We start from the raw sequence: 26,900 nt of genomic DNA, 5'->3' as shown, positions 1-26,900 counted from the left end.
AAATCAGTGTAATAAGTGACCGATGTCATTATTTCAAAGCACTGCATTATCCAATTTTACATTAATAAAACTAAGGTTATGGAAAGCTTTTTTAAATACATGCAAAGAACCAAAGCAGGAGGCTTTATGCTTGCTGCCGTGGCAATTTTTTCTGTACTGCAAAGCACCGCTTCGTGCAACAACGAACGTGTTAAAAGCATTGTCAATGTAGTTCGTAAAGACACTTCTGTTGCTGCTTTTATTCAGCAATACCTGAATGACAACAACGCAAAGGCATTATTGGGTTTATATTATCCAGCTTCTGTAAAGCGCTTTTATGATGCTAATAATGGGGAAGCTGCCTGGGTTAAGGAGCAAAGGAATCCTAAGCAAACCTGGGAAGCTATGTTATTGCTGGATTGCGTTTTACAGTATGGTCTATCTCATGATGACTATCACCCTAAAGAATTATTATATAAACCACTTCATGAAATGCTGGAGGAGCCTGGCAAGATAAGTAACAACGAGAAGGCGAAGTTCGATATTCTGCTTAGCGATGCCATGATCACCTTTATGAATAACCTGCATTATGGCAAACTTAACCCTGTGTATTATGCCGATAAGATTGATGCTGGTTTAATGTTGCCTTTTCATGCAGAAAACGCCCTAACAGACGCTCTCAAGCAAAGTGATTTTATGGACGGAGTTTTAAATGTCCAGCCTAAATCCAAACAATATGCCGCTATGCAGGACAGGATGCGGCTTTTAAAAGGCCAGTACAAGGAAGATTGCTACGAAGTGCCAGAAAGTGAAGTGAGAAAGATTGCCATTAATATGGAGCGCCTGCGCTGGGCCGAAATAAATGAAGACGCTTATATACAGGTAAATATTCCATCATACAACCTCAAATTTATACAGCCTGACACTACGTATGAGTTTAAGGTAGTGGTGGGCAAACCTACCGCGCAGACCCCATCTTTAAGCAGTGAGATCACTTATTTTACTACCTATCCTGAGTGGAAGATACCGCAAAGCATTTTTGTGAAAGAATTGCTCCCAAAGGCGCTGAAGGATACTGCTTACCTGGATAACAACCACTTTACTATTTATGATAGGGCAGGCAATTATGTAAAGCCCACTAAGGCCAACCTTCGGAATGTGAAACGTCATATACAATCTTATTATGCACGCCAGTCATCGGGTTGCGACAATGCACTTGGAAATCTGGTGTTCAGGTTTCAAAATATCTATGATATCTACTTACACGATACGCCGGAACAGCAGCTATTCAAAAGGGAAGAAAGAGCATTTAGTCATAGCTGCATACGGGTGGAAAATGCCCAGCATCTGGCTGAGCTGGTACTGAAATTCAGCGGTGATGAGAATAAAATAACTGTGTTGCATAAAGCTTCCAGTGCACATCTGACCAGGAATATCTCACTAAAAAAACATGTGCCAATAAAAATTACCTACCTCACCTGCGAAGTGAAAGAAGGTTTGGTGATTACCTATAAAGACATTTATAACCTGGATAAGAGCCTTGAAATGGCGCTTTATAATACTGCGCAAACGCTAACTCTAAAATAAAATTCTAAAGCCCACAGATATGAAAAAGATATTGATAGCAACAGATTTCTCGGCCAATGCAGCACATGCTGCTGAATACGGCTACGCCATTGCATCACAGGTAAAAGCCGATGTGGTTTTATGCAATGCATTTATTGTCCCGGCAGAAATGCCGCAGGGCGGTACAATAGTTTGGCCCCAATTTGAATATGATGAATTAGTGGGGAGCTCCAATACTGAATTAAAACAGCTAAAGGAACAGCTGGAGCACAACCGGAGTGACAGTAGTTTTAAACCAGATATAACCAGCATATCAGAAGTCGGGGCGGTGAAGGACGTGATAACAGAAATTACCGCTAAAACAGATATCGAACTGACAGTGATGGGTACGCATGGAGCAGGCAAATTGGATACCTTTTTGGTGGGCAACCATAGCCGGCATATGATCAACAATACCAAAGGCCCGTTGTTATTAGTGCCCGCATCAGCTGCAATAAAGCCGGTAAAAAAAGTGGCTTTTGCTACTGATCTGGAGCATCCTGAAAGGGATCTGAAAGCAATTTATGAGCTCATACCGCTATTGAAAAGACTTAATGCTGAATTGCTGTTAACCCACATTTATAATGGGGATGATCCGACCTATAAATTCAAACAGCATATTCAAAAGCTGCTTGTTGAACTGTCAAATAAAGCCAATTATTCCAACATATTCTATCGTATTGTGAATAGCAATAAAGCAGAACGCGGTTTGGATTGGTTATGCGATCATGGTCATGTAGACATTTTGGCGATGGTGCATCGGAAGCATGATTTACTTGATAACATACTAATAGGCAGTCATACCCAAAAAATGGCCGGTCATATCCACATCCCATTATTGGTTATTCCTGAAAAGTGACAAAGATCACTTTTGGGTGCCTTTTAAATCATTCTTTAACAATCCGTTAGCTTTCATCTTTGGATAATTAAGAAATTAAAGATGAAACAAGCGGAAATTGATAAACAAACCACTTGCTACCATTGCGGTAACGATTGTGCCGACGAACGCATTGAACAGGATGAGAAAGTTTTTTGCTGCAATGGATGCAAGGAAGTTTATTCCATCCTGTCTCAAAGCGGGCTGTGCAATTATTATTCTTATAATCAACACCCTGGTGTAAATCAGTCGAAAGCAACTCAACGCTTTGACTACCTGAAAGAGCCTTCGATCATTAAAGACCTGATCGATTACTCTGACGAGAAATTTACCATCGTTACTTTTTATATTCCTGATATACATTGCAGTTCCTGCATCTGGCTGCTCGAACATTTGAACAAGATCAATCCGGCTATTTATCAAAGCAGGGTTGATTTTTTACGTAAGCAGGCAAATATCCGCTTTGATACCCAGCTGATCACCTTGCACGAGGTAGTTAGCCTGCTGGACAGAATAGGTTACGAACCGCTCATCAGCCTGCATGATGTAGTGAAGAAACAGGCTTTCGATAAAAAAGACAACCTGGTAAAAAAAATAGCAGTAGCTGGTTTCTGTTTTGGCAATGTGATGCTGCTAAGTTTTCCTGAGTATTTAGGGATATCGGTTTATGAACAGTCTTTCCGTCAATTCTTTGGCTGGCTCAACCTGGCTTTCTGCTTGCCGGTCATATTATATAGTGGTACTGGATATTTCAAGTCCGCATGGACAAACCTTCGGAATAAAGTGCTCAACATTGATTTTCCGCTGGCTTTGGGCATTGCGGTATTATTTGTGCGTACTGCTGCCGAGATACTTACACACACTGGTCCCGGGTTTGCAGATACTTTATGCGGATTGGTCTTTTTCTTGCTTGTCGGTAAGTTTGTACAGCGCAAAACCTATTATCATCTTTCATTCGAGCGCGATTACCGCTCGTTTTTTCCCGTCGCTGTGCAGGTTATTGATGGAATAAACGAGCGGCCGGTTCCTTTAGCTGAAATTCAGGTAGGACAACGTATACTGATCCGCAATAACGAGATCATCCCCGCCGATGCCATATTGTTAAAAGGTGATGCACGTGTAGATTTTAGTTTTGTTACCGGGGAGTCGGTCCCTGTTAGTAAAGTTTTAGGCGAAGTAGTTTATGCAGGAGGCAGGCAAACCGGCGAGGCTATTGAACTGGAAGTTGTAAAGCCAGTATCGCAAAGTTACCTCACCCGTCTTTGGAACAATGAGGCCTTTACCCGTACGCAGGAAAACAGGACAAAAACCTTTAGCGAAAAGATAAGCAAGTATTTCACCATAGTTTTATTGCTGATTGCTTTTGGATCCTTCTTTTTATGGCTGCCATTTGATTTGCCCAGAGCTATTTCAGCTTTTACTGCGGTACTGATCATCGCGTGTCCCTGTGCATTGGCTTTGAGTACACCTTTCACCATGTCGGCAGCGCTGAGCATTTTCGATAAGAACTTTTTTTATCTGAAAAATACAGCTGTTGTTGAGCAATTGGCCCATATTGATACCATAGTTCTCGACAAAACGGGCACAATTACCATTAGCGGCGATGCCGCCATAACAGCGCATATTACAGCTACAGAGGCTGAAAGACAGATGATTTATTCGGTGTGTGCCAACTCAACGCACCCTTTGAGCCAGCTGATCTGCCAGTATCTGAATAGTTACATAAAACTAAATACCAATTCCTATTACGAAGTGCCCGGTCGTGGTATCACAGCCGATGTAGATGGACATTTTATAAAAGTTGGTAGCGCAAAATTTGTTGATGTGATGCAGGCAGAAGCTTTATCAGCAAAAAAGACCGAGGTGCATGTTTCTATTGATGAAAGATACATCGGCTACTTTACTATTCAACAACATTATCGCGATGGGGTCAGCGCCGTGCAATCATTGTCTTCTTCCTATCGCCTATATCTTTTATCAGGCGATCACGGGGTACGAGCGTGAGTCACTTTCATCGGTATTCTCAATGGAGGATATGTTCTTTGAGCGCACCCCGCAAGAGAAGCTCGATTTTATTAAGCAGTTACAACAAAATGGTCATAAAGTAATGATGATAGGCGATGGTCTTAATGATGCCGGCGCTCTGAAGCAAAGTGATCTGGGAATAGCCATAACAGATAATGTAAACAACTTTTCGCCGGGCAGCGATGCTATTCTGAATGGAAGGGCACTTAAAAAGCTGCCTATGTTCCTCAAATTTTCGAAGGATGCCTTGCATGTGGTCTATATCTCATTCTGTATTTCGCTGACTTATAACGTAGTGGGTTTGAGTTATGCCGTTAGTGGCAGACTATCGCCGTTGATTGCCGCTATCCTAATGCCCTTAAGCACATTTACTATCATATCATTTACCAGCCTTGCCACTCACCTGGCGGCAAAAAAGAGAAAATTAATATGAGTATCATTTATTTCCTGATCGGCTGCAGCGTATTGCTGGCGCTGGTCTTCCTCGGAGCTTTTTTCTGGGCACAACGGAATGGTCAGCACGAGGATCTGTACACCCCTTCGGTGCGCATCCTGCTGGATGATGAACCAGAAGAAACAGAGCCCGAAAAGTGACGAATGTCATGTTTCTGTCAAACCAATGTCATTCGTCAGGCAAAAACGTCCCGATAATTTTACAACCGAAAAAACAACAATAAATAATTATGCAACCCGACAAATTTTACTACGATAACAAGATCGTCCGAAATTTTGGTATTGCGACAGTAATATGGGGCATCATCGGCATGTTGGTGGGCCTGATAGTTGCGATCCAGCTGTACAAGCCCGAAATGAACATGCACAATCAGTACACAACGTTTGGTCGTGTGAGGCCGCTGCATACTAACGCAGTGATTTTTGCTTTTGTGGGCAATGCCATTTTCATGGGTATTTATTACTCGTTGCAAAGGCTCATGAAGGCGCGCATGTTCAGCGATGTTTTAAGTAAGATCCACTTTTGGGGATGGCAATTGATCATCGTATCGGCCGTCATTACATTACCTTTAGGGCTTACAACCTCACACGAGTATGCAGAACTGGAATGGCCTATAGATATCCTGATCACTATTGTATGGGTGGTTTTTGGCATCAATATGTTCGGTACCATCATCAAACGCCGCGAACGGCATATTTATGTGGCAGTATGGTTTTACATCGCCACGTTTGTTACCATTGCTGTATTGCACATTGTAAACTCAATAGAGTTACCTGTCGGTTTCTTTAAAAGCTATATGGTATTTGCCGGTGTACAGGATGCATTGGTGCAATGGTGGTATGGGCACAACGCGGTTGCATTTTTCCTTACTACACCATATCTGGGCATGATGTATTACTTCCTGCCTAAAATGGCCAACAGACCGATATACTCTTATAAATTAAGTATCCTGCATTTTTGGGCGCTGATATTCATTTATATCTGGGCGGGTCCTCACCATCTTTTATATACCACCTTACCAGGTTGGGCACAATCATTAGGTGTAGTATTCTCGATAATGCTTATTGCACCGAGCTGGGGTGGTATGATTAACGGGTTGCTTACACTTCGCGGTGCCTGGGATAAAGTGCGCGACGATGTAACACTCAAATTTATGGTTGTCGGTTTAACCGCCTATGGTATGGCTACTTTTGAAGGCCCGATGCTCTCACTAAAACAGGTAAACGCCATCGGCCACTTTACCGATTGGATCATCGCACACGTTCACGTTGGCGCACTGGGCTGGAACGGTTTCCTCACCTTTGCCATTCTGTATTGGCTGATACCTCGTATTTACAAAACCGAATTGTATTCTAAAAAAGCAGCATCGTTCCACTTCTGGATCGGTACGTTGGGTATATTGTTCTATGCAATCCCGATGTATTGGGCTGGTTTTACGCAGGGCCTGATGCTGAAGGAGTTTACACCTGAAGGTATGCTTAAATATCCAAACTTCCTGGAAACAACCATGCGCATTTTGCCGATGCATGTCATGCGCTCTGTGGGCGGGGCAATGTATTTAACTGGTGTTATCGTTATGGCATACAACCTGTATAAAACTGCTGTTCAGGGTAAACTGGTTGCGAATGAAGCTGCTGAAGCCATGCCACTTGCAAAACTAAACCCAGAGGCAGGCACCGAACGCTGGCACCGCCGACTTGAGCGCAAACCGGTATTATTCCTTATTGCATCATTGGTTGTGATCCTGATCGGAACCTTCATAGAGCTAATGCCAACACTTACCATTTCATCTAATATCCCGACGATAGCCAGTGTGAAACCTTACAGCCCGCTCGAATTGCAGGGGCGCGATTTATACATAAGAGAAGGCTGCTCAAATTGTCACTCACAAACCATTCGGCCTTTCCGGTCAGAAACGGAGCGTTATGGCGAATACAGTAAAGCCGGCGAGTTTGTTTACGACCACCCATTCCTGTGGGGCTCAAAACGCACAGGGCCTGATTTGCAACGTGAGGGTGGCAAATATGGCAACTCCTGGCATTATAACCACTTGATGGATCCACGTTTGATGTCGCCCGGAAGTATCATGCCGAGCTATGACTGGCTGATTACCCAAAAACTCGACACGACAACTACCGGAGCCAAAATACGGGGTATGCAAAAGTTAGGTGTTCCGTATCCTGCCGGTTATGATAAAATAGCCAACCAGGAACTGGATAAACAGGCTAAAGGCATAGCCGATAACCTGGCGAAAGACCATATAAAAGTAAAAAGTAATAAAGAGATCGTAGCCATTATTGCCTATCTGCAAAGGCTCGGTACAGATATTAAAGCAGGTAAAACAGCAAATAATTAAGATCATGTTCAGGCAATTTACAGAGCATATTTCAGGTAACCAGGTTTACCTGTTGGCCTCATTATTCATATTTCTTGTATTCTTTATCGTGGTAACGCTGCTGTTGTTGAGGCTACGCAAACAGCATGTAGATTACATGAGCGATATCCCTTTACAAGACTGTACAAAAGAAAACATTAAATTTTTGGAACCATGAAACCGATTCGCTTAATATTCTTATCATTTTTTGTTTTAACAATTGCTCCTGCATACGCTGAAGATGGCAGCTTGTTGTCAGGCGAAACCATGAACTATATTGGCTACGGGGCTATTATGTTAGCATTAATAACATTAGTTGTAGCCATGTATGTGGTGTTAAAAGCATTCAGGGTTGTCGCCAAAATATTGCTTGGCCCTGAAGGTCTTGAAGAAAAGAAGGTCGATAAAGTGGTGCTGAAAGCCGATAAGAAAGCCGCACGCGCAGAACGCATTAATAAGATGTTCTCGTTAAAGCCGCTATCGGAAGAGAAAACTATACTGATAGAACACGACTATGACGGAATACAGGAATTGGATAACCCTACACCAGCTTGGTTTATGTACCTGTTTTATGTCACCATTGCTTTCGGTATCGGTTACCTGTTAATATACCATGTATTTGGCGTTGGGCAATTACAGGACGCTGAGTACAGAACAGAAATGGCCGTTGCTGCAAAACAAAAAGCTGCATTTTTAGCTAAATCGGCAAATAAGGTAGACGAAAATACGGTAAAACTTACAACCGACGCCAGCGTACTTGCTGCAGGGAAGTCCATTTTTCAGGAAAGATGTGCTGCCTGCCATGGGAACAACGGGCAGGGCATGGTCGGCCCGAATTTAACCGACGACTACTGGCTGCATGGCAATAAAATCAGTGATGTATTTAAAACCATCGAATATGGCGTGCAAAGCAAAGGTATGCCAACCTGGGAAAGCCAGTTAACGCCAAAGCAAATATCAGATGTAGCTAATTATGTAAAATCATTGCATGGCTCTAACCCGGCTAATCCGAAAGAACCACAAGGTACCAAAATGGCTGATAACGATGGCTCGGCTTCAGACAAAGAGGCAAAAGCCAAGACAGCAATGGTGGTGAAATAAACGATAAATAATATTTAAGAATAAAAGGGATGTTAAATACAGAATTAGCGGAGCAGCCACAAACCACGGAGAAGGGAAAGCGCAGGTGGATGTATCCTATTATCAGGAAGGGGAAGTTTTACAACTACCGCAACTGGTTAAGCTATATATATCTTATTCTGTTTTTTGCAGGGCCGTTTTTGCGGATAAACGGCGAACCTTTGTTGCTGATTAATGTGATGGAGAGGCGATTTGTCCTGCTGGGCCAGGTATTCTGGCCGCAGGACTTTTTCCTCTTCGTGCTGGCGATGTTGGCATTTATCGTATGCATTGTGTTTTTCACCATGGCATTTGGCCGGATTTTTTGCGGATGGATATGCCCCCAAACCATATTTATGGAAATGGTCTTCCGCAAGATAGAAATATGGATAGAGGGGGATGCCAAATATCGTCGCAAGCTGGATGAAGGTCCCTTGAGCCGCGAAAAGATCGTTAAGAAAACAGCCAAGCACACCATTTTTGTAGTGCTGTCTTTCATGATCGCTAATACGTTTCTCGCTTACGTTATTGGAAGCGAGAACCTGATAAAGATAGCAACTGAGCCAATCAGTCAGCACATAGTAGGCTTCATCAGTATTTGGGTATTTACTGTCATATTCTACCTGGTTTATAGCCGGGTACGTGAGTTGGTCTGTACGGTAATTTGTCCCTATGGTCGCCTGCAAGGTGTACTTACTGATAAACATACCTTAATGGTAGCCTACAATTATAAACGCGGTGAGCCAAGGGGAAAGCTGTCAAGGAAAGACGTTACACCCAAAGGCGACTGCGTAGATTGCGGCTTGTGTGTAGATGTTTGTCCTACCGGGATTGATATTCGCAAAGGTGCACAACTGGAATGCGTAAACTGCACCATGTGTATCGACGCCTGCAACCAGGTGATGGAAAAGATACACCGCGATTTGAACCTGATCGGCTTTTATTCCGAAGAAATGATCGAAGAGAATAAGAAGCCGTCATTTACCAGCCGTATGAAAGCTTATAGTGCCATCATTGTAGTATTGTTTGGAGTGTTGGCTTACTTTATTTACCAGCGGCAGGATGTAGATGTAACTGTAATGCGTTCGGCAGGTATGTTGTACCAGGAACAACCGGACAATTATATAAGTAATATTTATAATGCAGATATTATCAACAAGACCAACAAAATACAAAATATAAAACTGGTGACTGATGATCCGCAGGTGAAAATTAAATATATACAGGCGCCCGGTGCATTAGAAAAAGAGAGCGCCACTAAAGCGGTCTTTTTCCTGATGCTGCCAGCTAAGAGCATCCGCGCCACCAAAACAGATATCAAACTAAAAGTAGTTGAGCAAAACAAAGTGCTCAACACCATTAGCACAACTTTTATCGGGCCATATGATGAAGATTAAATTAAACTGGGGTAACGGGATTGCCATTGGCATGACAGCATTTGTCGCCTTCATTGTTGTTTTAGGTGTACAAATGTTCAGGGATTCACCGGGCGATTATGACCGGCAGTACTATGAAAAAGGGCTGGCGTACGATTCGGTATATGCTAAAGAGAAGCAGGTAATCACCGACAATGCAGCACCACGATGCAAACTGGAAAATAAACGCATGCTGATACAATTTGCCGGTGCCTCTGCGGGACACATCCGTTTTGAAAGGCCTTCTGATCCTGAGCAGGATAGAGTGCTTGCGTTCCAGTCAAATGGGGTTGATAAGGCGGCTATTCCGCTCGAGAAATTTGCTTCAGGACAATGGCAGGTAACAGTCGAATGGCAAAGCAAGGGCAAAAAGTATTTATATCAACGTGAAATATTTTTACCATGAATGTTAATGAGATTGCATTTTTTGTAGGATTGTTTGGCAGTTTGCACTGTATCGGCATGTGTGGGCCACTGGCCTTTGCTATACCCGCTTCGCAAAAAGGCTGGTTATCGCTTGTGGCCGATAAATTTCTTTACAACCTGGGCCGGGTGCTTTCTTACACTGCATTGGGTTTTTTGATCGGCTTCATCGGCAGGCAGCTTTGGATATCCGGCTTGCAGCAGGGCATCAGCCTTGCCAGTGGGCTTTTAATAGTTTTGGCTGGTTTTTCGAGGATGTTTAAGCTTAAGTTTTTCAACGGCAAAGCGTCTTCCAAATTCCTTGCACCAGTAAGCAAAGCCATTAATTATGCCATACAGCACCGGGCAGGTAATTTTGCCGTAGGTGTGCTCAATGGTTTTTTACCCTGCGGATTTGTTTACCTGGCGTTAGTAGGCGCTATCAATACCGCTTCACCCTTATCTGCTGCACAATACATGTTTTGGTTTGGCGCGGGTACGTTCCCTTTAATGCTGGCAGCAACGATTAGCTCAGGTTTTATGAACGTTACTTTTCGCAGACGCGTAAACAAAGCATTACCATACCTGATGGTTTGCCTAGGCTTTTGGTTCATCCTTCGTGGGATGGATCTCAATATTCCTTATCTGAGCCCATCGATTAAAGACGCCACTGCCATTTGCAACTAGTGTTTTGTGATTAAGATCATCTTTTAGGTTGACGGACATCAATGCCTAACCGGACATAAACCGGGACATTTGCATCAGAAATAAAAAACAAAGAATTATGGCAACGATAAAAACAAATGTACCTGCAACCTGGGCTAATACCAGTGATACAAACGTTAGTATATGGGATAGATTCATTGCGTTTGCTGATAGTCAGCACGAAAGAAAAACTATGTGGTATTTTTTAGCACTGGTGGTGCAGGGTATATTCTTTTTGCCACTACCGGCATTTTTAATGTACTATTATAATGCTCCAATTATAGTGCTGCTGATCACTTTAACCTGCTTTTTCACCAGTATTATTGCCTGTATGGGCGGTGCTGGTATCCGAAGCGTTTTACTTTTATCAGCAGCAAGCGTATTGATCCAGGTATTAATGACCATTGCTGTGTTGATTTGACAAATCGTATCTGGATAATTGAAAAAGCGGCCCACGCCGCTTTTTTTATACTGCTTCACTTAACCAATTAAAATTATGTCACATACTTTTCATATACCCGTTTTGGGGCTTGCTTATTCTATAGATACCCCATTAAAAGTTGCCCGTTATGGTATTTCATCCGTAGTTTCTATCGTTGACGATGAATTAACAGAGCGTATGCGGGACTATCATTGTAAACAAAATGATTTAGAATACATCCCCATCCAAAAATCGGAACACGACAGCAGAGCGCGACGTATCACGGCTTATTTAAATCTCTTAAACAGGTTGGTGAATGATCAGTTTTCAAAACTTAGGGAGGAGCTATATGAGGCGGGGAGTGACATTGAACGCTATTTTAATTTACTGCCCGACGATTCCGTATTGAAACAAGGCTATGATCTACTGGACGAGTATGAAGAAGGGAGTGTGAAAAATCTTTTTGAGCAGGTATTGAAAAACCGGATAACGAAAGGAGCAATAGATGTAAATATCATGGCGAAGGTGGATAAGCTGAATTACGATAAGCACGGTAAGTACAGTGGTGATGAAAATACAGATGCGCTGGCCGCACTAAGAGGTTTTGCTGAAAGCGATCTGGAATCATCAGTGGTCATTTCGGCCGGGATGAATCCAAAGTTATTTAGCTATCTTGAGGCGTTCGATGATTTTTATCCCGATGCAAACGGGAAATTTCGTAAAAAAGTCATTTTGAAGGTAAGTAACTACCGCTCGGCAATTGTACAAGCTAAGGTATTGGCAAAAAAAGGTATCTGGGTTTCCGAGTTTCGTATTGAATCAGGGTTGAATTGTGGCGGTCATGCATTTGCCACCGATGGTTTATTATTGGGACCAATATTAGAAGAGTTCAAGGTTTTCCGTTCGGCCATGAGGTCTGAATTATATGAAATATACCGTGGTGCTCTAACCGCAAAAGGCCGGGACGTATTGGAAATTCCTCAGCAAAAGATTAGCGCACAAGGTGGTATCGGGACGGCTGATGAGGATAACTTTCTGCGTAAATATTACCAATTAGATAGTACAGGCTGGGGGAGCCCATTTTTGTTAGTCCCCGAAGCTACTAATGTTGATAAAGATACTTTACAACAGTTAGCAGATGCCGGGCGTGAAGATTTCTATTTAAGCAATGTGTCGCCGTTGGGGGTGTTGTTTAATAATTTTAGAGGCAGCGGCATTGAAAAACAACGGCTGCACCGCATAGCCCAAAATCGCCCGGGCAGCCCATGTACTAAAAAGTATCTGTGCAGTAACACTGAGTTTACCGAACGGCCTATTTGTACAGCATCCAGGGAATATCAACGCTTAAAGATAACGCAGTTGGATACCTGTGAATTGACGGACGCGGAATATCAAAAAGAGTTTGACAAAATCACGGAAAAAGTTTGTTTATGCGAAGGATTGGCTGCTTCAGTCTATATTAAAAACGATATGCTGAGGCCCCGGGAGAAGATCGGCGTATCAATCTGCCCTGGACCTAACCTGGCCTATTTTTCAAGAACATATTCACTTGATGAGATGATAGGGCACATTTATGGAAAGAATGATCTTTTGAAAAAATCTGACAGAAGCAATGTTTTTATTAATGAGCTTAATCTGTACATCGATTATTTAGCTAAAGAAATCGCTAACAATAAGCTGGCATTAAGTGAAAAGAAAGCTAAGTACCTCGAAAGCTTTAAGCAGCAACTTAGGCAGGGTATCGATTATTACAGGCAATTAATACCTAAGATGAAACGTTTCAGTATAGATTATCGTGATAAAATTTTGCACGAATTGTCCATTTCTGAGCTGAGGCTTAGTATATTAGTCTGACAGACAAAACAAATGCTCAGACATATAGGTCAAAAACGCACCAATGCGCATAACATACGACTGGCCTGTGTGCTATCCCTCACCGCTGGATTTGTAAATGGCGCAGGGTTCCTATCGTTTATGGTATTTACTACCAACGTAACCGGGCATGTTGCCACGTTTGCCGAAAAATTAGCGGCCGGCGATTTGCATACCGCGTTCGTCATTGGTATGTGGATGCTGTTATTCCTGGCAGGTGCGTTTGCGTCCAGCATCATTATCAATATGATCGGGCCAAACCAGCGTTTTGCTTATGTCATACCAATCATTGTCGAGATAATTATTTTATTGATCGTAGCAAACAATATTGATTGGTGGTTACCTGTACCAGTGCAAAGTTTACGTTTTAAAGCTGGAAGCCTGCTTTTTGCCATGGGATTGCAAAACGCGATGGTATCGATGATCTCCGGATCAGTTGTGCGCACGACGCATCTCACCGGTATGTTTACCGATCTGGGTATTGAGCTTGCAGGAAAACTTTATGATATTAAAGGAACCAAAAGCACTGCATTAAGCAACCGGATACTATTAAGGTTGATCATTATCGTGTCGTTTTTCTTTGGTTGTATCATTTCAGCACTACTGTATAAAACACTAAAGCTCCGGGTGTTTTATATCCCTGCCATTTTACTTTTGGGAGGGATGCTGTTTGATATTTTCAGGATAAAAACCGTAAGATATTACCGTAAGATCAAATCAAAATATGGCACAACGTTATCATCCGGCCATGCTGAATAATTGAGTTGAAGGCTGATCTGCCCATAAACGGGCATCAATGGCCATGCATATATTCCGCAGAAAGCGTTTGCCGGTCGGTGTTACTGAAAGATAGTATGAGCCCAACTCAACCAACCCATCATCAGCTAAATCCTGCATACGCTGTAATCCTTCCATAAGGCTATAACAAGGCTCCGTGTGGTGGTTCCATTCTGTTTCGCCTTTACACATAATGTTCAATATATGTTTGCGGATGATTATATCTTCAGCCGACAAAAAATGGCCCTTCACCACTGGTAACTCATTGTTGTTTGTCATTTCGATATATTCTTCCACAGTCTTCACATTCTGTGCATAAGCATCCCAGGTGTCGCTGATAGATGAAACTCCCAGTCCAACAAGTAACCTGGTATATTGATGAGTGTAACCCATAAAGTTACGGTGGAGCTTTTTTTTCCGTTCAGCAATGTAGAGGGTATCAACAGGCAAAGCAAAATGGTCCATTCCTATATCATAATACCCCATTGCAGTCAGCATACTATGTCCCAGACCATACAACGCTCGTTTTTCATCAGGGGATGGCAGATGCTTTTCAGTAAATCGCCTTTGTCCCGGTTTTATCCAGGGCACATGGGCATAACTGTAAAATGCGATACGGTCGGGCATTAGCTTACTCACTTTTTCCACGGTATCAACCAAGGTACCCAGGGTCTGCAGGGGCAAACCGTAAATTAGGTCATAATTTACAGAAGTGTAGCCTATTTGTCGCGCCCAATCAGTTACATCTCGTACTTGTTCAAAAGTTTGTATCCGGTTGATGATAAACTGCACTTTCGGATCAAAGTCCTGTATGCCCAGGCTTAGCCTCCGGAAGCCTAAGTTATATAGATCTTTCAGATGCTCATAGGTTGTATTAGCAGGATGCCCCTCAAAACCAAAATCAGCTTCGGGATGCACATCAGCATTCATTAAAATACTTTTAATAAGATGGGTCAGGTTTGCCGGGCTAAAGAACGTGGGCGTTCCGCCGCCCAAATGAATTTCGCGAATTATGGGTTTGTCTTCAAAGATATCACAGTACATTGACCATTCTTTTAACAGGGCGTCAATATAAGGTTCTTCAACTGCGTGATTTTTGGTGATGCGGGTGTTACAGCCACAGTAAGTGCAAAGGCTTTCACAAAATGGGAGATGGATATATAAGCTAATACCATCCTTTTTATTACTAATCTCAAAGGCCGATCTTACATGTTCGGACCAAAGTTGTTTGTTAAAAGCATCTTTACTCCAGTAAGGGACGGTAGGGTAGCTGGTGTAACGAGGTGCAGCTACATTATATTTATCAATCAGGTGTTTGGAAAGCATTATGGTAGGTGATTAAAGTTATTATTTACTATTTTTTCGGCTGCTTTTTTTTCCTGGCAATTATTGTTGCCGGCACAAGCGTTGCCCACACATTTTTCCTTTTGCCACAAATCGAGATTTTTGATTGTTTGATTGGCGATTTCCTGCAAAGCCTCCCTGGTCAGAAATGCCTGGTGCGGAGTAATCAACACATTAGGGTAGGAGATCAGTTTATCCAGCAAAACATCCCTTTTTTTATCATTTTCATGATCTTCAAAAAACAGGCCTTTTTCGAATTCGTAAACATCCAACCCCAGATAACCTATTTTACCATTTTCCAAAGCATTTAACACGTCTGCGGTATTAATTAAACCACCTCTTGAGGTGTTAATGAGCATCACATTTGGCTTCATTTGCCCGATAGTGAGTTTGTTGATAATATGTTTGGTTGCATCGGTTAACGGAGCGTGCAGAGATATGATATCTGATTCTGCTAGTAGTTCCTTCAAGCTCACTAAGGGAACGTGATCATGCTTCTCATGTATATTAGCATCATAACCTATTACATGGCATCCCATGCTCTTAAAGATTGAAGCTGTGGCAATACCTATTTGCCCCATTCCTATTAACCCTACCGTTTTGCCGTTGAAATTGAATCCCAGGAGGTCATCCAAACGAAAGTCAAAATCATGAATATTAGCGTTTGCTTTTACCAGGTTCCTGCTCAATGCAAGTGCAAGGGCTACTGTGTGTTCGGCAATGGCCTGTGGTGAATATACGGGCACATTGGCCAATTTAATTCCCCGTTTTTCGGCAGCTTTTTTATCAATATGATCCGTGCCTTTTGACCGGGTACCGACGTACTTCACACCCAGGTCGGCCAGTTTATTTATCACATTTTCGGATACATCATCATTAGTAAATACCAAAACCGCATCTTTCCCTTTAGCATATGCCGCGGTTTCTACACTCAACGCATTTGAGATCAGTGTTATATCGTGCTTCTTCTGATTGGCTCTGATCAGGAACTCTTTCTCAAACGGATTTATACTATAGGCTACAACCTTCATCTGTCAACAGAATTTATAAGAACAAAAATACCCCTGCCGGTTTTCACAGCACATGAGGGTAGTCATTGGGAAAAGTGATTGTTATCAGTTTTTCATTTTCGCCAGGCGGTTCAGATCGAGTATCTGTATATGGCTGCCTTTTTTCTCTATCAATTTTTCATCTTTAAAGTCGCTCAGCGTCCGGCTCACCGTTTCGGTTGCCATGCCTGCCATGGATGCCAGTTCGTCACGTGAAATTTTAAACTGTGAAGGATCAGGCAATTGTTTGCTTAAGCGAACCAACACCTGTGCAAGCCTTTTGCGCACCGAGTTATAGGCAAGTTCCAATAATTGATCTTCTTTTTCTTTGATGTTGTTGGCAAGTATCTTGATAAACTGCATCGAAATATCCGGGTATTTATTTACCAGACTGATAATGGCGTCTTTTGGTAAGAGGCAAATGGCTGAGTCTTCCACTGCTTCCGCGGTTTCAGTAAAGGCCTCATCCAGCAATAAAGCATTTACACCCATATAATCATCAGCTTTGTGCAGACCCATCATTAGTTCACGTCCGTCTTCGGCCAATTTAAATGTTCTAACAGCCCCTTCAATCATTAAATACAGGCCTTGCGGATGGTCACCTTCATAATACAGCACCTGTTTTTTCTTGATCTGTCTTATCTTTCGGCCGGCGATGATATTTTTTAGCTCCGTTGCTCCTTGTCCGTTCCCGGTGGATAGCTTTTCAAGACTTTGGAGCGATTTGCTGTAGTATTCTTCCTGCCTGCGTTTTTTTTCCAGTCGGCTTTCAATAGCGTTTAGTAATTCAATATCGTCAAATGGTTTGGTCAGATAGTCATCAGCACCCATTTCCATGCCTTTCCTGAAATCTACGCGTTCAGCCTTGGCGGTTAAAAATATAAAGGGGATAGAGGCTGTTTCTACGTTTTTGCTCAATAAATATAAAACGCCATATCCATCCAGTTCGGGCATCATGATGTCACATAATATCAGGTCGGGCTTGTGCTGAAAAGCCAGGTCAACACCCCGCTTACCATCGTCAGCCTGGTGAACCGTATATCCGGCTAGTTCCAATATCTCCGCAGTGCTTTCGCGGATGTCGTTGTTGTCTTCAATGATCAATATTGTTTTCATGATGATTTGGGAACAAAAGTGTGAATGAAGTGCCTTTATTTACCTCGCTTTTGAAGCTGATTTTGCCATTCATAAGGTTGGTATAACGTGTTACGATATTTAGACCCAGCCCGGTGCCTGGTATGTTGCCGGTATTATGTGCCCTGAAGAATGCCTCGAACAAATGTTTCTGGTCGCTTTCAGGAATACCAATGCCGTTGTCTTTTATATTGATGATCAATTGTTTTTTGCTGATTTCGGTATTGAATTCAATAAAGGTATTTTCCCCCGAATATTTGATCGCGTTACCAATCAGATTCAGAATGCAGTTTTTTAGGAGCGCTGGATCGATCCGCACGCTGCTCCCCGCTCCTGTGTGCTGAAATACAATTAATTGGTTTTGCTTAGCTACGAGTTGCATTTCCTCGGTTATTTCCTCGGCAAATTTTACTATATCAAAGTCGGTAAAAACAGGTTCAACTTTGCCGGCTTCCAGTTTTTCCAACGATAGAAAATCATTTAGTATTGAAGTAAGATTACTTACAGCAGCCTTGATTTTGGCAATGTGCTTCGCAATATTAGGATTTTCTTGCTGCGCTGAATATTTTTCGACCAGTACAGCCGAAAGCTGTATAGCGCTCAATGGCGTCCTGAATTCGTGTGATGCCATAGAGACGAAGCGGCTTTTTAACTGGCTCAGTTCTTTTTCCTTTTCTAGCGAGATGCTCACTTCTTCTTTGGCTTGCTGCAGTGCTTTAACCGTTTCTTTCAGCGACAATGTCCGCTCTTCTACCAGCTCTTCCAGTTTGGCAGCGTATTCTCTGAGTTGTTCCTCGGCATACTTTTCGCGCGAAAGATCATGAATGAAGCCGGTATAGACTTTACGTTCAGAGAATTGCACTTCACTTACCGCCAAGCGAAAAGGAAATACTGTTCCATCTTTTTTTAATCCTTGTACTTCGCGGCCAATTCCTATGATATGCGGATCGTGCGTGCGCTGGTAACGGGCGATATAGCCGTCGTGATTTTCGCGATAAGGCGAAGGCATCAATACCGAAACATTTTTGCCAATAACCTCAGCAGGTGAGTATTGAAATAAGCTGCATCCTGCCGGATTAATAGATTCAACCCTTCCGCGTTCATCAATGGTGATGATCCCATCAATGGCAGTTTCAATAATTGCTTTTAGTAACGCGGTGTTTTCCATATAAAAGTGATATTGATCACAAATATCAAATTTGCAATAATTTATAAAAATGCTTTTTATTATTAAAAAAAGTGACGAAAATCATTTTTGTAACTAATTATCGGTTAATGTTTTGAGGGTGGCTTGTATCTGGATAAATGTTTAGTGCTTTATTTGCTGCGAAAAAATAATTTTTTACGTCTGTTCGCTCTGATAATCAGTAAACTATTTACATTCAGTCGACAAATTTTGGGGCTTTTGTGAGTATCTTTGTGCGTTGAAGATTTGTAGCGATTCCTTTCATTTGACCGCATCGGCTTTTAGCTATTTCCGCTTGTTTAAGCAACATCACTACGCGCATTTTAAGGTTCACAATCTTTAGCATTCACTAGGAAAGGTATTTTGATAAATGAGACAACTTAAAATAAGTCAGTCGATCACGAATCGTGAGTCTGCGTCATTGCAACAGTATTTATCTGATATTGCAAAGATCCCCATGGTGACGCCGCAAGAGGAAGTGATCTTAACACAAAAAATTAGACAAGGAGACCAGGCAGCTTTGGAACGCCTGGCAAGCGCGAATCTACGGTTTGTAGTTTCGGTTGCAAAACAATATGAAAGCTCCGGACTTACCCTGGGGGACCTGATCAATGAGGGTAATCTTGGATTGATCAAAGCAGCAAAACGATTTGATGAAACCAAGGGCTTCAAATTCATTTCGTATGCTGTTTGGTGGATTCGCCAATCAATTCTTCAGGCCATTAACGACCATGCGAGGATAGTGCGTCTTCCGGCAAACAAAGTTGGGGACCTGAGTAAAATAAGCAAAGCTTCGTCGGAACTGGAACAGCATCTTGAAAGAGCAGCAACAGTAGAAGAAATTGCTGAAATTTTAGAGGTGACCGTTGAAAAGGTGGCGGGGACGCTCGCGAGCGCAAGCAGGCATATATCTGTTGATGCGCCATTTTCTGGCGATGAAGAAAACACGCTGTTAGATGTACTGCAAAACCCGGGATCGGGTACGGATAAGGAAGTGATGGATGATTCGCTGAGAACCGAAATCTCACGCAGCCTTACTATGCTTGAAAAAAGGGACAGGGAAATTGTCGAACTGTTTTTTGGTTTAGGAGGTTCGCAACCTTTAAGTCTTGAAGAAATAGGCGAAAAATACAACCTGACCAGGGAGCGTGTAAGGCAGATAAAGGATAAAGCGCTGGCGAGGCTAAGGCATAGCGATCGGGCTTACAGGGAATTGAAGAGTTATTTGTAATTCTTAATGGATTAACATACAATAAATTGGGTAAAAGGCCTTTAGCGTAAAGCTAAAGGCCTTTTGGTTTCACTGTGCATCTCTTCGCCTGTTCGGGCCTGTCGACCCAACCGGCGGGCAATGCTGGCAATTCATGATTTACTTTAAGAAGTCATCCAGATAGCCTAATATCGTTTTTGTCTGCATCATCAGGCTGACATGACTCTGCGAAGGAACAACGGCCAGATGCGATTTTGGCATCGGTGCCATATCAGCAGCTACCCCACCACCCAGTAATTGATATGTTTTCATTAACTCAACTTTATCCAGCCCGTCATTATCGCCCGAGATGATCAATACCGGCGAAGTAATTTTCGCAATGTTGGCGTCACCCATGTCGAATGGTGTTTTTATGAAAACGATCATTTGTTCTAAAAATGGTATCCATTTTGTTTTGTCAGGTGCCACTGCATCATAGGCCGTTTTCAAGGGCGTATTCATTAAAAATTCGGGCTTGAAATTTTTAAACCCATTTGTAACTGCGGGCTGCCAGCCACCGGTTTTATAGGTAGAAGAAATGATCACCAATTTATTTACCCGTTTAGGGCTTAGTATGGTCAGCTGGTAGGCCACGGAACCACCCATGCTGTATCCTACAATGTCAGCGCTTTCAACTTTTAAGTAATCCATTACTCCTTCCACATCACTTGCCATGACAGCCAGGTCCAGTTTTCTATCTGAAAAAGGGGTGTGCCCATGGCCCTGCATTTCAATGGCAATTACTTTTCTTGTTTTCGATAATTCAGGTATTAATTGCCCCCAGTTCATCTCTATGGTCATAAAAGCACCATGCAGCAAAACAAGAGGCTTACCCTCGCCATATACCTCGTAATAAACTTTAATACCATTAACAGGTGCATAGCCACTGGCGGAGGGTTTAAGCTGTTGCCCGTTCGATTGCACTGCCGTAAATACAATGATTGCAATTAACACTATTGATTTAAGGGGGTTATTTGTTTTGAATAAATTTTTCATAACGCTATCAGATTTGGTTTGAGTTTGTTGACAATACGAAGTTCGAAAGTATTTCGGGATATAGCGCTGTGTAAAATCGACAATTTGAGGGGTGGATCGCGACAAAAAATTGCAGCTATATAACGGAAAGAATACCAGGTTTTTAACGGTAGTCGCGCAATAAAGCGTGCGCATGCAGCGGAAGGCAGCGGATTGGTACTCGTAACCAGATAAAAATCACAAGTAGTCTTTACGTTTTGCGCCAGTCAGGATACTTAATCCGTTGCCGCCGATGGGTGCTTTCTGTTTATCCTGAATAAAATCAGCATTACCGCCACCGACAATATTATGAACACCAGGTAACTATAGCTCAGATTAAGTTGATCCTTAGCGGGAATGACAGCCACTACCATATAAGTAAGCAGCGAGAGAATCACATACACCATACCGCCGGTAAACCCGCCAGACATAGCCGCGTTTTTCGGAAACCGACCTAAACAATACGTAAAATAATTATTATAGGTAAATCCGGCGCCTACATGTATCACAAAAGCAAAAAATACCATTACATAAACATTGCCGACAAATTTTGCGGTGACGATCATTAAAGCAACCATTAAGAGCTGCAACAAAATATTAACGAACAGCTTGCCAAAAAAAGGCCGGCTGATCAATGCCCTGCCAATAAAGCCACCCACCATCCAGGCCAGCCCCAGGATGAGCGAACAATAACCCGCAATAACCGGCGTAAATTTAAAGTGGTGCTCAATAATAAACGGGCCGGTCATGTTATACATGATCACCATTGAATAGGCAAAACTCAACATCAGTATTCCAAGGCTGAAAGTGGTTTCTTTAATCATTTCGGTGTACACAGCCGCTATCTTTTTTAAATGGAATTGTGTGCGGTGACGGATAGTCTCGCCGCTATATAAAAATTCCAGCACGGCTATAACCGATGCCATTGCTGCCAGGAAATAAAAGTTTGACTGCCAGCCGAATGTATTCTGAAAATAACCGCCTAGGAAGGGCGCAACTATAGGCCCGGCAGACCAGATGATGGTGAACATACTCAGGTAATGTTTTAACTGCGAGCCTTCATATACATCCACAAAATAGGCCCGTTTGGCTATTACTATCATAGCCACCGTGATGCCATGGATGATCCGCATGGCATAGATCATATAAATATTGTGCGTGACGGCAATGACTATACTTGCCAGGATAAAGACGACTAAGGCTCCCACACTGAACTTGTATCGTCCGTATGAATCCAAGATACTCCCCAAAAACAATTGGGAGGTGCCATAGCTGATCAGGAACAGCGTCAGGGTTAATTGTACCTGTATGCTGCTGATGTGCATATCGGCCCCCATATTGGGTAATGAAGGAATATAAATGTCTGTAGCAAACCCCGACAGCGGCAACAAAGCAAACGCCAATATGGTTGAAACCCGCTGGTTTTTGAGTTGTGATGTTGTTATAGCAGATGTTGGAAGCATTTGCGGCAAAAATAACAATAGCTCAAATGACGATTGTTTGGCGGATGTAATAAAGAAAAGACCTTCCGCTGACCGAAAGCGTCATAAATTTAATTAAGGTTGACTTGTTGAAATATAACTATTTGATTGTCAAATGTCAATGCTTATTCAAGGGTATTCGCAATGAACGTGAACATTTGAATATCGACATGACTTATGCTTTTTTCACAAACTCCGATTTGAGTGCCATTGCGCCGAAGCCATCTATCTTGCAGTCAATATTATGGTCACTATCTACCAGACGGATATTTTTGACTTTCGTTCCGGCCTTTATGTTTTGGGAGGAACCTTTTACCGGGAGATTTTTTATAATTACTACAGAATCACCGTTTTGAAGGACATTACCGTTGCAGTCTTTTACAATGAATTGATCATTCACAGTACTTTCTTCTTCAGGACTCCACTCATGGCCACATTCCGGACAGGCTAGCAGACCATTCATTTCGTACGTAAAGGTCGATTTGCACAATGGGCATGGAGTTAATTCTATCATATTAAAGTTTTGGCAAAGGTAAAATTATTGTCCGCAATTTGGGTGATAACAACCACTGGTTTGGTGCAGTCTTGAAAGAAAAAAGCCCTCAGATTTCTCTGAAGGCTTTCAGTGGTATCAGCTGTACTCGAACCTAAATATTTCTTTCGATTAAACCCGATTACTTGGATTGCTTATATCGTATAATAGATGGCATTTTAGTTAATCGAAATACAACGAGACAAAACAAAATTAAAAAAAAGTGTACCCAAATTTGTACCCAAAATAAAAAACCGTTAGCTTTGATTAATCAACATTAAAATCATGGCAGAGGTTAATTTTTATCTTAGGGAAACAACTCCAAACAAGGTTACAGGTGTAATGATGTTTTTTTCATTTCGGAATTGCAGATTTAAGGTCGGTACAATTGAAAAGATCAATACTAAGTTTTGGGACAGTGAAAATCAAAGAGCAAAGCAAACAAGTGCTTTTCCCACACACCCGGAATTTAATACCGGGTTGAAAAATAAAAAGAATATTGCTTTAGATGTTTACCGTTCCTATTTGAATGATAACGAACAGCAACAGCCTTCGCCAGATCATCTAAAAGAGTTGATTAAAGGTAAGTTACTTGCTGATAAAAACAGAGGCCAGGAACAGCCGGAAATAGTTACTTACAACCTCTTAAGCTTTGTCGAACTATTTATTAAGGAATGTGTAACCGGGAAACGGTTAAGTGATAAGGGTACACCGATACAGCCAAATACTATCAAAATTTATAATACCCTTAAAAACAACCTCGAAGCATTTAAAAAGGAAAAGCGGTACAACCTGAGTTTTGAAAATATAGACTTAGCGTTTTTTGAAGATTATAAGGAGTATATGATTTTTGAAAAGAAATATGCTACAAACACACTTTCAAAACATATCCGGGTACTTAAATCAATAATGAATGATGCGGTTGAAAGGGAATTGACAAAAACCTCATTTACAGGCAAAAGGTATAAGGCAAAAACTGAACAAACAGAAACAGTCTATTTAGATAAAGCCGAATTGAAAAGGCTGTATGAACTTGATTTGTCGCAGGAAACCCGTTTAGAGCGTGTCAGAGATTTATTTATTGTTGGTTGCTGGACAGGATTGCGATTTTCTGATTTTAGCGATATAAGCCCTAAAAATATTAAAGGCGATTTTATAGAGATCAAAACTCAAAAGACAAAAAAAACTGTCATTGTCCCTATTCACAAATATGTACGGGAAATAATGAAAAAGTACAAAGGTTTAACTGAAAATAGTTTGCCCCCGACTATCAGCAACCAAAAAATGAATGAGTACCTAAAGGATGTAGCTAAAAAAGCAGAATTCAACGAAATGATTTCATTACATTTTACAAAGGCCGGGAAAGAAGTTATATCAACCGTGCCGAAACATACGCTTGTATCAAGCCATACAGCACGTAGATCGTTTGCGACGAATATGTACTTAGATAATTTCCCTACGATCAGCATAATGGCTATAACAGGCCATACAACTGAAAGTTCGTTTATGAAGTATATAAGGGTGACACCAAAAGAACACGCTGAAAAGCTTAAAAAACACTGGAGTACTGATTTAATGCTCAAAGTGGTTTGATTTGTTTTTTATTTTCGATGACATTATTATGGATAATATAATTAAGCCCGATTTGACTGGCCCAGCGTATAAAGACGCGATTGATAATTCACTTTATGCAATAAATTTTAGGGGCTTATACCAAAAAAATAAATATGATATTATGATTACAGCCCCAGTAAAGATTAAGGGCTTTGATGATAATAAAGAAGATTTAAGCTATGTTAACAACGTCAGTGTATTTAATTCAATGTATTTTATAATCAATGCAGAACTTCAAGAAAACTTTGAAATCGCTGATTTTCTTAACTACCAATTTTACCAATGTAAAGATAAAAGCTACTTCTTGAAATTTACCAAGACGATGTTTATAGATTATTGCAGTAAATATAAATATGAAAACTACCCATTAGGAACAAATCTAAATAAATACAAATTTGTCATGAGCTGGTTTGAAAATATGGAGAGACAATTTTCCAAATCTAATTTCCATCAAAATAGTAAACCCGATTTTGAAAAAATAAAACTTACTGAAAATGCTAACATTAATGAAATCACAACCTATTTTGAGAAGTTAAAAGACAACGGGAAAATCAATACTTCTATTGAAAACCTTAAACGTGTTCTAATTTCAGTTTTTGAGAATAATAATGGACAACCATTAAAAAAAACTACACTTGATAGTTACTTTAACAAAAGTAAAGCACTCTATAACCGGTCAAAAAAATAACGATTTATCTAAATCGAATAAAAAACATATCCTTAAAAGTATCCTTAAGGATTTATCACCGAATTAAGCCGCGATAACTTTGCTCAAACAAAAGTAAAGTTATGGCAACTCAAACATTCACCACAACCTACGAACCAGCGGAGTTTAAAACACTCTTAGTTGATTGTATTTCAGAATCTGTACGATCAGAAATTTATAAGGTAATTTCCGCACAAAAACCTGAAAAGACTATTTATACAAGGCAAGAAACCGCAGAACTTTTGGAAATTTCTCTGCCCACATTAAATGAGTACACAAAACAGGGTTTTATTGTCGCTTATCGATTAGGATATAAGGTAAGGTATCGGCTGGAGGATATTCAAAAGGCATTAATTCGAATCAAAACTAAATAAAGAGGGGGTAACTCATGCTCGAACATAATTTACCCCCAGATCAATGCTTTGTGCAAAGCAAAGGTACTGCAAATGTTTCGTTCGAAACAATAGAAGGTTTAACGATTGAACCCCAAACGTACACCGGAGCTGACTTGTATAGACTGGATGCAGAGACTATACCGACTTTAATTAGTCCGATTGTTCCGCGGAAAGGCGTGTGGGCACTTGTTGGTAGTTCTGATACGGGTAAATCCATGCTATTAAGGCAGCTTGCTATTTGCGTAGCAAAAAGAACGAATTTTTTGGGCTGGGATGTTAGCGGAGAACATTGGAAGGTTATCTACATAGCTACCGAAGATGATAACGTGTCAACCTCTTACCTTATAAAAAGGCAGTCTACGCAGATAGACGATTTGGAGAATATACGTTTCCATTTTGAGTCCGATAATATACCGGAATACCTTGAAGCGCAATTATCATCCGAATTGGCTGATCTTATAATAATAGATTGCTGGAGTGATGTTTTCGGCCAAAATCTGATCGACAGTGCATTGATACGCCAAGTTCTAAACCGATATAAGGCTATTGCGACAAAGTATAATTGCTCAATTGCATTTTTGCATCATACAGGGAAACGAACCGAAAAATTAGAGCCTTCAAAAAACAACATTCTTTCAGGTCAGGGATTTGAAGCAAAAATGAGATTAGTTATCGAATTGCGAACAGACTTAAACGATGAGAATATAAAGCATTTGTGCATTGTTAAGGGTAATTATTTGGGAAGGGAATTTAAGAATAGCAGTTTCGTCTTAAATTTTGATCCGCAGACTTTCTTATTTACCAATAGTAACGAACGTGTACCTTTTGAATTATTGGCAGTACCAGTGGATACTGCCCAAAGGAAAAGAAGGGTACAACCACATGAAATACCCAATGAAACTCATCTGATTATTTTGTCAAAGGTTTTTAAGGGTAATCAAAAATTGAAATTAGGTGAGTTAAATCCTAAGCTATCAAATCACTACGACCAACAATGCAATGATGGGTATACGTTTGGCAAAGAAAGAGTTGCTAAATTTTTATCGCATTTGTTAGAAGAAGGGTTAATTATTAAGCAGGGAGTTGATAGATCACCAAATACTTTTTATACGCTATTAAATGATGATTAACTCTACTGGTTGGGTTACCCTAAAGGGTATTACCCGACCAG

Annotated in this window: 26 protein-coding genes; 19 read left to right on the top strand and 7 right to left on the bottom strand. The window is 41.3% G+C overall.

What is annotated here, in order from left to right; genetic code table 11:
• Window positions 1–78: 78 nt before the first annotated feature.
• From Q3A68_RS13850 to Q3A68_RS13785, 14 genes are all read left to right on the top strand, one after another.
• On the top strand, window positions 79–1,566 hold the full coding sequence (locus Q3A68_RS13850; RefSeq protein ID WP_302901698.1) for a L,D-transpeptidase scaffold domain-containing protein: 1,488 nt from the start codon (window positions 79–81) through the stop codon (window positions 1,564–1,566).
• A 19-nt stretch (window positions 1,567–1,585) separates the two neighbouring features.
• Complete coding sequence (locus Q3A68_RS13845) at window positions 1,586–2,443, top strand: universal stress protein (protein ID WP_302901697.1); 858 nt, start codon at window positions 1,586–1,588, stop codon at window positions 2,441–2,443.
• Between the two features lie 81 nt (window positions 2,444–2,524).
• Window positions 2,525–4,465, top strand: coding sequence for a heavy metal translocating P-type ATPase (locus Q3A68_RS13840; protein WP_302901696.1), 1,941 nt, complete (start codon window positions 2,525–2,527; stop codon window positions 4,463–4,465).
• 22 nt (window positions 4,466–4,487) lie between these two features.
• Entirely contained in the window at window positions 4,488–4,919 is a 432-nt protein-coding gene (locus Q3A68_RS13835; RefSeq protein ID WP_302901695.1) for an HAD-IC family P-type ATPase, read from the top strand.
• A complete protein-coding gene (gene ccoS, locus Q3A68_RS13830) occupies window positions 4,916–5,080 on the top strand; it encodes a cbb3-type cytochrome oxidase assembly protein CcoS (protein WP_302901694.1) in 165 nt (54 codons plus the stop codon). Before Q3A68_RS13835 ends, ccoS begins: the two co-directional genes overlap by 4 nt.
• Window positions 5,081–5,169: 89 nt before the next feature.
• Window positions 5,170–7,296, top strand: coding sequence for a cytochrome-c oxidase, cbb3-type subunit I (ccoN, locus tag Q3A68_RS13825; protein ID WP_302901693.1), 2,127 nt, complete (start codon window positions 5,170–5,172; stop codon window positions 7,294–7,296).
• Between the two features lie 4 nt (window positions 7,297–7,300).
• The gene (locus tag Q3A68_RS13820) at window positions 7,301–7,492 is read left to right on the top strand and encodes a hypothetical protein (RefSeq protein WP_302901692.1); all 192 of its coding nucleotides are present in this window, start codon (window positions 7,301–7,303) and stop codon (window positions 7,490–7,492) included.
• On the top strand, window positions 7,489–8,415 hold the full coding sequence (locus Q3A68_RS13815) for a cbb3-type cytochrome c oxidase N-terminal domain-containing protein (RefSeq protein ID WP_302901691.1): 927 nt from the start codon (window positions 7,489–7,491) through the stop codon (window positions 8,413–8,415). Before Q3A68_RS13820 ends, Q3A68_RS13815 begins: the two co-directional genes overlap by 4 nt.
• 29 nt (window positions 8,416–8,444) lie before the next feature.
• Window positions 8,445–9,830 carry a cytochrome c oxidase accessory protein CcoG gene (gene ccoG / locus Q3A68_RS13810; RefSeq protein ID WP_302901690.1) on the top strand — a complete coding sequence of 462 codons (1,386 nt, stop codon included), beginning with the start codon at window positions 8,445–8,447 and terminating at the stop codon, window positions 9,828–9,830.
• The gene (locus Q3A68_RS13805; protein ID WP_302901689.1) at window positions 9,817–10,254 is read left to right on the top strand and encodes a FixH family protein; all 438 of its coding nucleotides are present in this window, start codon (window positions 9,817–9,819) and stop codon (window positions 10,252–10,254) included. Before ccoG ends, Q3A68_RS13805 begins: the two co-directional genes overlap by 14 nt.
• Complete coding sequence (locus Q3A68_RS13800; RefSeq protein WP_302901688.1) at window positions 10,251–10,937, top strand: sulfite exporter TauE/SafE family protein; 687 nt, start codon at window positions 10,251–10,253, stop codon at window positions 10,935–10,937. The genes Q3A68_RS13805 and Q3A68_RS13800 overlap by 4 nt, the downstream gene beginning before the upstream one ends.
• Before the next feature lie 97 nt (window positions 10,938–11,034).
• Window positions 11,035–11,376: a hypothetical protein gene (locus Q3A68_RS13795; protein ID WP_302901687.1), complete on the top strand. Its 342-nt coding sequence runs from the start codon at window positions 11,035–11,037 to the stop codon at window positions 11,374–11,376.
• Window positions 11,377–11,451: 75 nt separating this feature from the next.
• Complete coding sequence (locus Q3A68_RS13790; protein ID WP_302901686.1) at window positions 11,452–13,230, top strand: hypothetical protein; 1,779 nt, start codon at window positions 11,452–11,454, stop codon at window positions 13,228–13,230.
• A 12-nt stretch (window positions 13,231–13,242) separates the two neighbouring features.
• On the top strand, window positions 13,243–14,007 hold the full coding sequence (locus Q3A68_RS13785; RefSeq protein ID WP_302901685.1) for a YoaK family protein: 765 nt from the start codon (window positions 13,243–13,245) through the stop codon (window positions 14,005–14,007).
• Here Q3A68_RS13785 and hemN read toward each other — a convergent pair.
• The 4 genes from hemN to Q3A68_RS13765 all read right to left on the bottom strand — a co-directional run bounded on the left by hemN (window position 13,987) and on the right by Q3A68_RS13765 (window position 18,720).
• Window positions 13,987–15,351 carry an oxygen-independent coproporphyrinogen III oxidase gene (hemN, locus tag Q3A68_RS13780; protein ID WP_302901684.1) on the bottom strand — a complete coding sequence of 455 codons (1,365 nt, stop codon included), beginning with the start codon at window positions 15,349–15,351 and terminating at the stop codon, window positions 13,987–13,989. The two genes, Q3A68_RS13785 and hemN, sit on opposite strands and share 21 nt — an antisense overlap.
• Entirely contained in the window at window positions 15,351–16,400 is a 1,050-nt protein-coding gene (locus Q3A68_RS13775; RefSeq protein ID WP_302901683.1) for a 2-hydroxyacid dehydrogenase, read from the bottom strand. Before Q3A68_RS13775 ends, hemN begins: the two co-directional genes overlap by 1 nt.
• A gap of 84 nt (window positions 16,401–16,484) precedes the next feature.
• Window positions 16,485–17,534: a response regulator gene (locus Q3A68_RS13770; RefSeq protein ID WP_302901682.1), complete on the bottom strand. Its 1,050-nt coding sequence runs from the start codon at window positions 17,532–17,534 to the stop codon at window positions 16,485–16,487.
• A complete protein-coding gene (locus Q3A68_RS13765; RefSeq protein ID WP_302901681.1) occupies window positions 17,512–18,720 on the bottom strand; it encodes a PAS domain-containing sensor histidine kinase in 1,209 nt (402 codons plus the stop codon). The genes Q3A68_RS13770 and Q3A68_RS13765 overlap by 23 nt, the downstream gene beginning before the upstream one ends.
• 388 nt (window positions 18,721–19,108) lie before the next feature.
• On the opposite strand from Q3A68_RS13765, the gene Q3A68_RS13760 reads away from it, so the two are divergent.
• Window positions 19,109–19,969 (top strand): sigma-70 family RNA polymerase sigma factor, encoded by an 861-nt coding sequence (locus tag Q3A68_RS13760; protein WP_302901680.1) that lies wholly within the window; start codon window positions 19,109–19,111, stop codon window positions 19,967–19,969.
• 138 nt (window positions 19,970–20,107) lie between these two features.
• On the opposite strand, the gene Q3A68_RS13755 is transcribed toward Q3A68_RS13760, so the two are convergent.
• The 3 genes from Q3A68_RS13755 to Q3A68_RS13745 all read right to left on the bottom strand — a co-directional run bounded on the left by Q3A68_RS13755 (window position 20,108) and on the right by Q3A68_RS13745 (window position 22,996).
• Window positions 20,108–20,983 (bottom strand): alpha/beta fold hydrolase, encoded by an 876-nt coding sequence (locus Q3A68_RS13755; RefSeq protein WP_302901679.1) that lies wholly within the window; start codon window positions 20,981–20,983, stop codon window positions 20,108–20,110.
• Between the two features lie 254 nt (window positions 20,984–21,237).
• Entirely contained in the window at window positions 21,238–22,464 is a 1,227-nt protein-coding gene (locus tag Q3A68_RS13750; RefSeq protein ID WP_302901678.1) for an MFS transporter, read from the bottom strand.
• A gap of 193 nt (window positions 22,465–22,657) precedes the next feature.
• Window positions 22,658–22,996 carry a zinc ribbon domain-containing protein YjdM gene (locus tag Q3A68_RS13745; RefSeq protein WP_302901677.1) on the bottom strand — a complete coding sequence of 113 codons (339 nt, stop codon included), beginning with the start codon at window positions 22,994–22,996 and terminating at the stop codon, window positions 22,658–22,660.
• Between the two features lie 498 nt (window positions 22,997–23,494).
• On the opposite strand from Q3A68_RS13745, the gene Q3A68_RS13740 reads away from it, so the two are divergent.
• The 4 genes from Q3A68_RS13740 (at window position 23,495) to Q3A68_RS13725 (ending at window position 26,859) form a co-directional block, all read left to right on the top strand.
• Window positions 23,495–24,607 carry a site-specific integrase gene (locus tag Q3A68_RS13740; protein ID WP_302901676.1) on the top strand — a complete coding sequence of 371 codons (1,113 nt, stop codon included), beginning with the start codon at window positions 23,495–23,497 and terminating at the stop codon, window positions 24,605–24,607.
• 28 nt (window positions 24,608–24,635) lie between these two features.
• Window positions 24,636–25,316, top strand: coding sequence for a hypothetical protein (locus Q3A68_RS13735; RefSeq protein ID WP_302901675.1), 681 nt, complete (start codon window positions 24,636–24,638; stop codon window positions 25,314–25,316).
• A 101-nt stretch (window positions 25,317–25,417) separates the two neighbouring features.
• Window positions 25,418–25,708, top strand: coding sequence for a helix-turn-helix domain-containing protein (locus Q3A68_RS13730; RefSeq protein ID WP_302901674.1), 291 nt, complete (start codon window positions 25,418–25,420; stop codon window positions 25,706–25,708).
• A gap of 14 nt (window positions 25,709–25,722) precedes the next feature.
• The gene (locus Q3A68_RS13725) at window positions 25,723–26,859 is read left to right on the top strand and encodes an AAA family ATPase (protein ID WP_302901673.1); all 1,137 of its coding nucleotides are present in this window, start codon (window positions 25,723–25,725) and stop codon (window positions 26,857–26,859) included.
• Window positions 26,860–26,900: the final 41 nt, after the last annotated feature.

This window comes from Mucilaginibacter tolerans, assembly GCF_030519375.1.
In the GTDB taxonomy this organism is placed as follows: domain Bacteria; phylum Bacteroidota; class Bacteroidia; order Sphingobacteriales; family Sphingobacteriaceae; genus Mucilaginibacter.
The sequence above is the reverse complement of the archived record's forward strand: the minus strand, read 5'-3'. Positions and strand labels throughout refer to the sequence as shown.